Origin of the sequence: Pseudomonas sp. Marseille-Q1929, from assembly GCF_017316265.1 — a bacterium.
GTDB lineage: Bacteria > Pseudomonadota > Gammaproteobacteria > Pseudomonadales > Pseudomonadaceae > Aquipseudomonas.
In genome coordinates this window covers 143270-154943 of record NZ_JAFLWU010000008.1, presented here as the reverse complement: position 1 = coordinate 154943, position 11674 = coordinate 143270, and the positions used below count along the sequence as shown (strand labels likewise).

11 protein-coding genes are annotated in these 11674 nt (G+C 62.5%); 8 read left to right on the top strand and 3 right to left on the bottom strand.

The genetic code is table 11. The features are described 5' to 3' along the window. Nucleotides 1–111: 111 nt before the first annotated feature. Nucleotides 112–1560: an APC family permease gene (locus tag J1G37_RS12315; RefSeq protein ID WP_207041988.1), complete on the bottom strand. Its 1449-nt coding sequence runs from the start codon at nucleotides 1558–1560 to the stop codon at nucleotides 112–114. 147 nt (nucleotides 1561–1707) lie between these two features. Next, on the bottom strand, nucleotides 1708–2670 hold the full coding sequence (locus J1G37_RS12310) for a helix-turn-helix domain-containing protein (RefSeq protein ID WP_207041987.1): 963 nt from the start codon (nucleotides 2668–2670) through the stop codon (nucleotides 1708–1710). A gap of 205 nt (nucleotides 2671–2875) precedes the next feature. Here J1G37_RS12310 and J1G37_RS12305 point away from each other — a divergent pair, with 205 nt between their 5' ends. The 3 genes from J1G37_RS12305 (at nucleotide 2876) to J1G37_RS12295 (ending at nucleotide 6354) form a co-directional block, all read left to right on the top strand. Then, nucleotides 2876–4252 (top strand): aspartate aminotransferase family protein, encoded by a 1377-nt coding sequence (locus J1G37_RS12305; protein ID WP_207041986.1) that lies wholly within the window; start codon nucleotides 2876–2878, stop codon nucleotides 4250–4252. A 15-nt stretch (nucleotides 4253–4267) separates the two neighbouring features. Continuing rightward, nucleotides 4268–5722, top strand: a complete 1455-nt coding sequence (locus J1G37_RS12300) for an aldehyde dehydrogenase family protein (RefSeq protein ID WP_207041985.1) — start codon at nucleotides 4268–4270, stop codon at nucleotides 5720–5722. 68 nt (nucleotides 5723–5790) lie between these two features. Continuing rightward, nucleotides 5791–6354, top strand: coding sequence for a cytochrome b (locus tag J1G37_RS12295; protein WP_207041984.1), 564 nt, complete (start codon nucleotides 5791–5793; stop codon nucleotides 6352–6354). Nucleotides 6355–6403: 49 nt separating this feature from the next. Here the strand turns inward: J1G37_RS12295 and J1G37_RS12290 are convergent, their stop codons facing one another. Beyond that, the gene (locus J1G37_RS12290; protein WP_207041982.1) at nucleotides 6404–7741 is read right to left on the bottom strand and encodes a hypothetical protein; all 1338 of its coding nucleotides are present in this window, start codon (nucleotides 7739–7741) and stop codon (nucleotides 6404–6406) included. Between the two features lie 206 nt (nucleotides 7742–7947). Here J1G37_RS12290 and J1G37_RS12285 point away from each other — a divergent pair, with 206 nt between their 5' ends. From J1G37_RS12285 to J1G37_RS12265, 5 genes are read left to right on the top strand one after another with little or no spacing between them, the layout of a single operon-like run. Continuing rightward, nucleotides 7948–8340, top strand: coding sequence for a DUF6152 family protein (locus J1G37_RS12285; RefSeq protein WP_207041980.1), 393 nt, complete (start codon nucleotides 7948–7950; stop codon nucleotides 8338–8340). A 54-nt stretch (nucleotides 8341–8394) separates the two neighbouring features. After that, nucleotides 8395–9150, top strand: coding sequence for a hypothetical protein (locus tag J1G37_RS12280; protein WP_207041978.1), 756 nt, complete (start codon nucleotides 8395–8397; stop codon nucleotides 9148–9150). Between the two features lie 10 nt (nucleotides 9151–9160). Continuing rightward, entirely contained in the window at nucleotides 9161–10648 is a 1488-nt protein-coding gene (locus J1G37_RS12275) for an alpha/beta hydrolase domain-containing protein (RefSeq protein ID WP_207041976.1), read from the top strand. A gap of 21 nt (nucleotides 10649–10669) precedes the next feature. After that, the gene (locus J1G37_RS12270) at nucleotides 10670–11146 is read left to right on the top strand and encodes a DUF6644 family protein (protein WP_207041974.1); all 477 of its coding nucleotides are present in this window, start codon (nucleotides 10670–10672) and stop codon (nucleotides 11144–11146) included. 32 nt (nucleotides 11147–11178) lie between these two features. After that, on the top strand, nucleotides 11179–11667 hold the full coding sequence (locus J1G37_RS12265) for a DUF6644 family protein (protein WP_207041972.1): 489 nt from the start codon (nucleotides 11179–11181) through the stop codon (nucleotides 11665–11667). The last annotated feature ends 7 nt before the right edge of the window (nucleotides 11668–11674 follow it).

Genomic DNA, 11674 nt, shown 5'->3' with positions numbered 1-11674 from the left:
TCTTGAAGCCCCCACATTCTGATCTGTGAACACGGTCAAATGTGGGAGCTGGCTTGCCTGCTCCCACAGGGGATCGGTGGAGCTATCTGCAACAGCTCCCAGCAAGCAGCCTTAAAGCTTGTGGCTGCCCAAGGCCAGGAAGCGTTGCGGCGAGGTCTTGCGCAGGCGCACGGCAAGGTACACGCCGCCCAGCAGGGCCGCCGGGATGATCGCGCACAGGGCGTAGGACAAGGCCACGCTGGCGCCGGTCAGCACGTCAAAATGCACCACCGCCAGCACCAACACCGCCAGCAGGGCCAGGCACGAAAACCCCGGGAAGATCTGCCCACGCCAGAGCCCGACCTTGAGTTCGGGGTGACGGCGGAAAAACATCAGCACCGCAGCGGAGGTGAGCGCCATCAGCAGGATCACGCACAGCGTCGCCAGGTTCGACAACCAAGCGAACAGTTGCAGGATCGGATCGGCATCCATCGCCGCGAAGATCAGCACCACCACCGCCGAAATCAGGCTCTGCAACGCCGAACCCATGTGCGGGCTCTGGTGCACGCGGTGGGTAGTGCCCAACAGACTGTGCAGCAGGCCGTCACGGCCAATCGCATAAAAATACCGCGCGGCGGCGTTATGGAACGCCAGCAGCCCGGCGTAGATACTCACCATGAACAGCACACGAATAATTTGAGTCAGCTGCGGGCCGACGAAGTGGTCGGACATGCCGTAGATAAAGGTCGTCGGGTCTTGCAACGACTGCAGCAGCGGCACGATTTTGTCCGCCCCCACACCCACCACCATCGCCCACACCGACAACGCGTAGAACCCACCGATCAGCAGTACTGAACAGTACGTAGCAATGGGGATGGTGCGTTGCGGGTTTTTCGCCTCTTCGCCATAAATAGTGGTGGCTTCAAAGCCGATAAACGCCGCAAAGCAAAACAGCAGGCCAATGGACGGCGTACCGCTGAACACATGCGTGCTGTTGAACGCGTCGAGGTTGATACCGCTGTCGCCGCCAGATTTGAGGATGGCGAAATCCAGGATCAGGATCGCCAGGTATTCGGCAATCACCACCACCGAGAGCACCCGCGCCGACAGGTCGATCTTGCGATACCCCAGGATCGCCACGCTGGCCATCGCCAACAGCGAGTAGGCCCACCAGGGCAATTCAAGGCCAAACACACTGGCCATGGTGCCGCTGACCACACCACCAAACATGCCGTACAAGCCGACTTGGAGGATGTTGTAGGCAAACATCGCCAGCACCCCAGCCGCACCACCGGCCAGGCCACCCAGGCCACGGGAGGTAAACGCGTAGAACCCGCCGGCGTTGGTCACGTGCCGGGACATGGTGGTGTAGCCGACCGAAAACGCCAACAACACCAACAGCGCCAGGATCAGCAGTGCCGGCGTGCCCGCGCCGTTGCCAAGCATGATGCCAATCGGAAAACCGCCGGCAATCACGCTCAACGGGCTGGCCGCCGACACCACAAAGAAGATGATAAAGCCGACACCCAGGGCGCCACGCTTGAGCTCCGTGGAGCTATTGACCGGGAGAGGTACACTCATTTTTTTGACCTTATTGTATGAGGCAATCGCTGGAGGGTTCGTCGTTCTTGTCGCATGCTGGATTCGATCCTATGCCTGCTCATGAACGTCCCGATATCCCAAATCGGTCATGCAACTCAGTCTGTCCCTTCGCGCGGAGGAAGACGGTCAGGTCTTGAAGGCCGCCCGTGCGGTATGGGACGGCAACTCCGCGAACAGCTCCTGGTATTCCGCCGCGAAATGGCTGAGGTGATAGAAACCCCAGCGTGCGGCGGCATCACCAATCGAAAGATCGCACGCGCGGGTCGTCATCAAGGTGCGGCGCACGCCGTTGAGGCGCACGGAGCGCAGGTAATTGAGCGGAGTGGTCTCGGCCACCGCGCGAAAGCTGTTCTGCACCGTGCGCCGACTGACCTGCAAGCGTTGGCACAGCTCGTTCACGCTGGGCACATTGAGCAGTTCTGCAGTCGCCAGGCGGTGGCATTTCTCGACGATAAAGCTGCGAGTGGAACTGGGGCTGCGCTGCTGTTTGTCGCAGTCGGGGTCGATCATCAGCTGCAACAGCTCACTGAGCATGGCCTGTTCCAGCGCCACCTCGCGCTCCCGATCCAACGTGGTGTCGAGTTCGTCGTACATCAGTGCCTGGGAGAACAAGGCCACCAATCGCCGCCGCGCCTGGGCAAAGCGCAGGGGTGACACCTTGATCACGGGTTGGCGCAGCAACTGGTTGAGTTCTTTGGCTGACGCGATCTGCTCCAGTGCCTGTTCAAACAGGTCGCGCTCGAAGGTGATGGACAGCAGCTCCATACCCATCGGCATATGGAACATGAATTCCTCGCCCCCATGCAGAAAAAACAGGCTGCTGTCGTCCACATCGCGGCCCTGCATGCGGATCGAGCCAGGCACATTGATTGGCACGGCAAAGCACATCTTGCCCCGGGGGGCTACGCCGTTCTGCACGACACGCTGGTTGATCTGTTCAAGAAACAAGTGGCAGCCCGTCGTCGTCAGCTGCATCAGCGTGCTTTCGGCGCAGCCGGCGGTCAGCTGGCTGTAGTCCTGGTTCCACTGCTGGACGGTGGCAGCATGCACGTGGATGTCGCGAAAATGGCTGATCGTCTGGTTTCTCATGGTGTGGAAAGCCTCTACCCATATTTCTTGTTTTTTGATCGCCGCTGCGCTCGATAGTCGCACATAGCAGAAATCCTGCAATTTGTTTCTGGAATTCGCTCGACCGGCGTTGTCTGCACGCGCAGTTGCCGATTCGGGCTACCGGCCTGGAACCCGCCACGCAGATGATCCAACTGACAAAAATCGACATTCCAGAGAGACCGTCATGAGTGAATCCAAACTTGAATCCCTGCACTTCGCAGATGCCCCATGCATCATCTCCAGCGCCCTGCCTGGCCCCAAGGCAAGCGAGGCCCTGGCCTTGTCGGCACGCACTGAGTCGATGGCACGCGGTGGCGGGCGCATGCCGGTGGCCATGGACCGCGCGTTCGGCGCAACCTTCAAGGACCCGGACGGCAACACCTATATCGACCTGTCCGCCGGCGTGGGCGTCAGCAGCGTAGGTCGCTGCCACCCGAAAGTGGTGCAGGCCATCCGTGAGCAATCCGAAGTGCTGATGCATGCCCTGGAGATCAACAGCACCCGCCGCACCGAACTGGCGGCCAAAATGTCCGAGATCGCGCCGGACGGTTTGCGCGGTGACTGCATCACCTTCTTCACCCAAAGCGGCAGCGATGCGCTGGAAGCGGCGATCAAGTTCGCCAAGCGCATCACCGGGCGGCATCAGATCATTGCCTTTCATGGCGGCTATCACGGGGTGTGGAATGCGTCGGGTGCCCTCACCACCGGCACGGCTTACCGCAAGGGCTATGGCGCGCAGATGGGCGGCGTGATTCACGCGCCCTACCCGTATGCCTACCGCTTCCCCTTCGACACTACCCACCAAAGCGCCGAGCAGATCGCCGGCGACTATGTGGACTACCTGCTGAACACCCCGTACACCGCCGCCGATGACGTGGCCGCCGTGATCGTCGAGCCGGTACAGGGCGAAGGCGGCTACGTGCCGCCCTCACCCGAGTTCCTGCAACTGCTGCGCAAGGCCTGCGACCGCGCCGGCGTCTTGCTGATTGTCGACGAGGTGCAGTCCGGCGCCGGGCGCACCGGCAAGATGTGGGCGGTCGAGCACTCCGGCGTCAAGCCCGACATGCTCACCTTCGGCAAGGGCATCGGCAGCGACCTGCCCATGGCCGGCCTGATCATGCGCTCGGACCTGGCGGCAAAGATCCCAGACGGCTCGATGCCCAACACCTTCGCAGCCAACTCGTTGTCGTCGGCCGTGGCACTGACCAACATCAGCATCCTGCAAGACCCGGAGCTCGACCTGCTCAACCGTGCCCACACCCTGGGCCTGGAAGCCCAGGAACGCATCCGTGGCTTCAACAGCCCCTTCGTCGGCGAGGTGCGCGGGCGCGGCCTGATGATCGGCATCGAGCTGGTGGAAGACCCGATCACCAAGGCGCCCCTGGCCGGCGAAAAAATCGGCCAGCTCATGGGCTACCTGATCAACCACGGTGTGCTGATGATTCCTTGCGGTCGCTACAGCAACGTGATGCGCGTGATGCCTTCGTTGACCATCTCGCGTGCGCTGTTCTTCAAGGCACTGGACATCTTCGGCGATGCCCTGGCCTCCCTCAAGGCCTGACCCCTGGAGCACAACATGACTGAACAGTTGAATCACTTCATTGCCGGTGCGTCGGTTGCCGCCTCGGACAAACGCCGCATCGACCTGATCAACCCGGTGACCGAGCAGGTCTATGCCAGCTCCGCACGCGGCACGGCCGAGGACGTCGATGCCGCCGTCGGCGCAGCGCTGCACCAACTTGAACGTGGCGAGTGGCGCCAACTCAGCGGCGCCCAGCGTGGCCGGCTGCTGGCGAAACTGGCGGACCTGGTGGAACGCGACACCGAGCAACTGGCCGACATGGACGCCAACGCCATCGGCCGTTCCCCCATCGAACCCCGCCGCATGGACCTGCCCAACGCCATCGCCAACCTGCGCGCGGCCGCCGGCTGGGCCAACCAGCTGGAAGGTCGCACCATTCCCACCGGCGGCTACTTTGGCACTCAAACCCTCTCGTATACCGTGCGCGAGCCGGTGGGCGTGGTCGGAGCCATCGTGCCGTGGAACTCGCCGTTGATGATCACCGTGTGGAAGCTTGCCGCGTTGCTGGCGGCAGGCTGTACCGTGGTGATCAAGCCTTCGGAAGAAACCCCGCAGTCAGCCCTGCACTTGGCGAAACTGGCGCAGGAAGCGGGTTTCCCGGATGGCGTGATCAATGTGGTCACCGGCTACGGCGCCGAAGTGGGTCGCGCCCTGTGCGAACACCCGGACGTCGCCAAGATCAGTTTCACCGGCAGCCCCGAAGCCGGTCGCGAAATCCAGCGCACCGCTGGGGTGCTGTTCAAGCGCGTGGCCCTGGAGTTGGGCGGCAAGAGCCCGCAGATCGTGTTCGATGACGCAGCCTTTGAAGACGCCCTGCGCGGCTGTGCCCTGGGCCTGTTCGCCAACCAGGGCCAGGTGTGTGCCGCCGGCTCGCGCATTCTGGTCCAGCGCAGTATCGCCGAACGTTTTGGCGCGGCGCTGGCCGAGGCGGCGCAAGCGGTCAGCGTGGGCGATCCACAGCAGCCTGGCGTGCAGATGGGACCAGTGGCCAAGAAAGCCCAGTTTGACCGCGTCAACCGCTACATCCAGCTGGGCATCGACCAAGGCGCGACGTTGTTGGCCGGCGGCGTGTCCACGTCGACAAAGGGCTGGTTCGTGCGCCCGACCATTTTCGCCAATGCCCGCAATGACATGGCGATCGCCAGGGACGAGATCTTCGGGCCCGTCGGCACCTTGATCGTCTTCGACACTGAAGACGAGGCCGTCGCACTGGCCAACGATTCCACCTACGGCCTGGCGGCGACCGTGTGGACCACCAACCTGGTGCGTGCACACCGCGTCGCCGCAGCCGTCAAGGCCGGTGCCGTGGGGATCAACTGCTGGAGCCCGCTGGATGCCAACCTGCCCTGGGGCGGGGTCAAGACCAGCGGTATCGGCCGCGAAGGCGGTTTCAGCGGTGCACTGGCCTACACCGAGGAGAAGGTCATCACGGTATTGATGCCCACCTGACCCCCTGCACTGAGCGAACCACCCTTTCAGCGAGGGTGGTGTCTTTGATGAGCGTTGGAGAGACCGTGATGAACGCAAACAAGCAAACGACAATCGATCGTTATCCGACGTCCCTGCGCCTGCTGCACTGGGTGCGTGCCGTGATCATTACCGGCCTGCTCTGGGCCGGCTGGCACATGACCGGCATGAATGATGAAGTGGCGAGCAAGTTCGAGCTGTACTACCCCTGGCACAAATCCTTCGGGGTGCTGGCGTTCCTGCTGGTGCTGACGCAGATTGCCGTGCGCTTTTTCACCCCGAACATTCCCCAACCGCTGGCAACGTTGATGCCTTATGAACAGATGCTGTCCAGGCTGATCCAGCGGGTGATGTATGCACTGCTGGTGATCGTGCCGCTGATGGGCTACTCCATGTCGAGCACGTTCACCCTGAGCGATGGGGTGTTCTTTTTTGGCGTCAACCTGCCCGAGCTGCTGCCGAAAAATGATGATTGGTTCGTGGTGTTCCAACTGCTGCACAAGGTGTTCGCCTATACCTTGCTTGCGCTGATCGTGCTGCACATCGCCGGCGCCCTCAAACACCGCTTCTACGACAAAGACCCGCGCAACGACGTACTGCGTCGCATGCTCTGACAAACAGGCGTTGGCACAAGCTGCCAACGCCTGCCCTTGTGCCCCTCTCCTAGAATGTCACCCACACGATGAACTGCAGGTACGTGTTGGTGGATGCACTGCCACTCTGAAGCCCACCATTGCCCAGCCACTTTTGCGGTTTGTAGAAGCCGATCAACGGCGACAGCGTGATGTTGTCCGTCACCATCCAATCAAGGAAGAAGTCGACTTCGCGCGCACTGAAGTTCTGTTGCTGCCGACGGGACAGTTGGTGATAGTCGAACGCCATGGCGTTGAGCGTCAGCTTGTCGGTCGGCCGCACGGAGAGCAGCACGTCGTTGATCTGCATGTTCGACGTCACGGAACCGGCGTAATTGACCGCGACTTCGCCCTGGTAACGCTTGCGGAAACCACCCTGGAACAGGAAGTCCCAGCCTTCGGAATAACGCGTGTAGCGATAGCTCAGCGTCGGCTGCCATTTGACGTCGGTAAAGGTGTAGCCCGCGTCGAAGAACATCGCCCGCTGTGAGCCTGAACGCTTTTCCTGGCGGGCGACTTCAAAGGCAAAGTCGGCATTTTCGATCCCCGCATTGCCCTGGCCGCGCAAGCTGTAGATGTTCATGCCCTTGCGCTCCATGCGGTCCCCGAAGGCGTAGCGCTCTTCCACATCCAGGCCGCGCACATAGGTTGAACCGATTGAGCCGAACGGCGTGGTGTAGTCGACGGTAGCCGCAGCGACTTCGGTCTTGGACTGCCCTGGGTTATCCGACTTGAGCCAGATAAGGCTGCCGTGCAAGCCCTCTGTGCCGCCCAATTTGAGCACCGCCGTATTGCCAAACGCCAGGCGCTGGCCGAGGTAAAACGCGCCGCCACGGTCGAAGCGCCCATCGCTGACGCCTTCGATGGGGCTGAAGGCCTTGCCGGGGTTGAAGCCATCGTCGGTGATCAGGAAACCATCCACCGTCACCAGTTGGCGGCCAAACGAGAAATCCACGCCGTCCTTGCCCAGGGCGGGTATCAGCTCGCCCGAACGCCAGCCCAGGTATGCGTCCTCAACGGCTGTACGGCGCTCGTTGCCGGCGGTGATCTTGCCGGTGTCGCCGTCGCCCCATGAACCGGAACTGAGCAGGCTGAAGCCGCCGTAGAGCGAGCCGGCGGTGAGCTTGTCGGTGGTGCCGCTGAGGCCGTATTTGGCGTAGCCCTCTTGCCAACGCATGCTGCCGGGCACGCGCTCGGGGTCGCCGAGGTAGTTGCGGGTACTGCCGAGCCAGCCGAAGCCGGCGCCCAGTTCAGCGTTCAACACGGTGCCGCCGTCCTCTTCGTTGTAGAGCGTGTAGGCGTGTGCCTGCGGCTCACATGCACAAAGTGCGACCAACGACAATAACGGGGCATAGGGTGGGGTGCGCATGACGTCTCTCCTGTTTTTATATTTATGAGGCGAGACACGAGTGTTCCGATTCGGCTTGGGCAAGCGGTAACCCAAATCAGCATGTGCAGGGTCTTTCAAAAACTACCGGTCATCACGGCCATTGGTTGCCGTTTTGGGCTACGGCCCGGGTTCCCTGGCGCCCTATGCTGGCGGCATAAGAACCATAAGAACCCGAGGCACCCGTCATGACCGTATTCCCCCCTTCCCCGTTGTTACGTCAGGGACTTTGTCTACTGACGCTCGTTACCTGCAGCGCGTTGTCGTCAGTCGCCACTGCCCACCACTCCTTCGCACTGTTCGACCAGACCCGCACCGTGACGGTCAAGGGTGTGGTGGAGCGCTTTGCCTGGACCAACCCGCACATCACGATTTACCTCGATGCCCCTGGCCCACCGGCCCAGCGCTACAAGATCGAGACCGGCAGCGTCAACGCATTGCAACGCACCGGCTGGAGCGCGGACTCGATCAAGGCTGGCGAGAACGCCGAGGTGTCCTTCAAACCACTGAAAAACGGTGAGCCCGGCGGCCTGCTGGTGGAGATCAAGATCGGTGACGTGGTGCTCTCGGGCGGCGGTTGAACGCACCCTTTCAGCCGCCCCAACCGAACAGCACCCTCACGTGGAGACGTCTCTATGAAACCGACACGCACCTTGCACACGGCCATGATCGGCCTGGGCTTTGCCCTCGCGACCGTCACCGGTTTAGGCAACGCCGCGACAATGCCCACACCCAAGCCCGACATCAGCGGCACCTGGGAACGTACCCCGGACGACTGGTTTGGTGAGAACCCGGACGACCCCGTGCACCCCGGCGGGCCGATGGACCTGAAGGCGCCCTATGCCGCCGACTATGCCGCGCTCAAGAAAAAACAGGCGGCGGCCAACGAAGCCGGGACGCCGCTCGCGACCACAAGCGCCAAATGCCTGCCTGAAGGCATGCCGATAATGATGGCCGCGCTGTTCCCGATCCAGATCATCCACGACGACAAGCAGGTGATCGTGCTGGGCGAATACCTGCAACAGGTGCGCCGGGTTCTGTTGAACCAGCCGATGCCGCCCAAGGAGAAACTCGACCCGCTGTATCAGGGCCATTCGCGCGGTCATTGGGAAGGCGATACGTTGGTGGTGCAGACCCAACGGGTGCGTACCGACGTGCGTTTCTATGACGTGCCCCACGGCCCGGACATGAAGATCACCGAGCGCATCCGCCTGCGCGGGCCGGACCACTTGGAGGACCAGGTCGTGATCGAAGACCCGCAGGTGCTCAACACGCCGTATCGCTTCACGTTCGACTACAAGCGCTCCAGCTACGCCATCCAGGAGTATGTCTGCGAGAACAACCAGATCGTGATCGACAGCGAGGGCAAGGCGTCCCTCAGCCTTGAATGAGGTGGGCCGGATGGCGCGTTCGATCACCCTCGGCGGCCTGTGGCTGGCACTGGTCCTGGCGTCGAACGCGGGTGCAGAAGTGCCGCGCCTGCCCACGGCGATTGCCGTGCCGCCGTCGGGCCAACTGCCGCTGTCGTCGGCGAAACGTCCCGGCACCGAATACAGCGACCTCGACAGGTACGGCTACCGCGAAGAAGAGTTTTACCTGCAAGGTATCGCCCCGGCCATTACCGCCGCCGGTGAAAACCGTTTTGATGTGCCCTACACCACGCGGATTCTGGTGCGCAAACCGGCTGACCCCGCGCGGTTCAACGGCACCGTGATCATCGAGCCGTTCAGTTGGTTTGGCGAGCGTGGCGCCGGCTGGATCCTGACCCGTGACTATTTGCTGCGCCGTGGCTACGCCTATGTCGGCTACACGCTGAACACCAACCAGCCGCGCGTCGATCCCAAGTTCATGGCCGACACGCCCGCCGCCGAGGCCGAGCAGATTGCCCAATACGGGCGGATCGTGAACTTCGACTTCATGCGCCGTTACGACTACGCACGTTATGCCCCCCTGGGTACTTACTACGACCCGGAGCACTTCAGCCGGGGTACAGCGCCCGATCCGTTCCCGCCACAGTCCCAAGGCATTGCGGCGCAGTTGGCGCTGCTGCTGAAAACCCCTGCGGCGCAGGGGCCGCTGGCGGGCTTCGGCGTGCAGCGCATCTACGTCAATAGCTGGGCCGTGACGGCACAAGTGTGGATGGATTACCTCGACCAGGGCCGGCACCAGCAATGGCGCATGCCGGACGATACGCCGCTGATCGATGCCTACATGACCGGCCGCATGGCGTACGGAGAGGTAGGCGGCGAGGTGATACGGCTGCCGCGCCAGATGCCCGAGGGCGTGCCGTTCGTGACGGTCTACAGCCAGTCCGAATTGATGCACGACGTAATCGAAGGCATTGCCCTGCCCGCGGACACCGACAGCCCGCAGGTGCGTTACTACGAAGTCACCGGCATGCCCCATCTGCGCCTGGCCGACCTGGGCACAGACCACACCGAACGGCTCGCCGCCGACATCGGCAAGGGCGACGACCCACGGTGCCAGACGCTGTACGACGAACCGGCTGAGCTGGTGGCGGCGGCGCTGCTTGATCGCATGGACCGTTGGGTGCGCGAAGGCACCCCCATGCCAGAGGCGCCACGGGTGGTGCGCGACGGCAAGACCGCCGCACGTGCGCCTGCCACCGGCAACCTGCAAGGCGGCGTGCGCCCCCCCTGGGTGCAGGTGCCCAGCGCCGTCTACCTCACCGACCAAGAGACCGGTTGCGGCCTGATCTACGACACAAAGGTGGCTTACGCGAAGGACGTGCTTGGCCGGCACTACGCAAACTTCAACCGCTACGCACAGCAATTCGAAGAGGCCAAAGCCGTGTCGATCAAGGAAGGCTACCTGCTTCCAGAGGATGCGGCGGGCCTGCAGCCGGTCGCTAAACCCCAAGATTTCTAACCCCAAGAGGAAGGAAAGCCGATGTCATCGTCATTCATCATTGCCTGGCTCTATGCGACGCCTTTGAGCACCGCCATCCGAGACATCCTCTGGGTCATTCCCACGGTCCAGAGCATTCATATCCTCGCCATCACCGTGCTGTTCGGTTCGGCGCTCGTTTCCGACCTCCGCCTGGCCGGCGTGCTGGCCACCGACGAGCCCTTGCGCGGTGTCGTTCGCCGTTACTACCCGTGGATGCGCAATGCACTGATCGTGCTGCTCTTCACGGGGCTGATCATGGTCATCGCCGAGCCCGACCGGGTACTCGTCAACACGACGTTCTGGCTGAAGATGGCGCTGGTGGTGACGGCCTTCACCCTGACGCTGTTGCTGCGGCGCCCGCTGCTGCGTGCAGCCGACAAGCCCGCACCACGCCCGATCAAGGCGCTGGCCTGGGTGTCGATCGGATTGTGGTGCGTCGTGATCATTTGCGGCCGCTGGATCGCCTACACGATCTAAGCGTTTTCAACCCAAGCCTTCAGGTACTCGCCATGGACATTCAAGCCCTGCTGCAAATCCTCCAGGACACCGCCGTCGCCAGCTTCATCAGAGAGTCGGGCTCAGCCTTTCCCTTGCTCGAATCGCTGCATGTGATCGGCATCGCGATCGTGTACGGCACCATTGCCGTCGTCGACCTGCGCCTGCTGGGTGTGGCGGCCCATCGACGCAGCGCGCTGAGGCTGATCCAGGACCTGCTGCCCTACACCTGGGTCGCGTTCTGTGTGTGCGTGATCACCGGCCTGCTGATGTTCTGCGCCAACGGCACCACCTATGTGCAAAACACCGCCTTCCTGTGGAAGATGGGCCTGCTGGTACTGGCGGGGCTCAACATGGGGGTATTCCACCTGGGCGCGTTTCGCCGCATTGGTGAATGGGACACCTCGCTGCCACCACCCGGCCAGGCACGTGTCGCGGGCTTCAGTTCGCTGGCGTTGTGGGCCGGGGTGATTGTCCTCGGCCGCTGGATTGCGTTTCTCTGATGGCCTG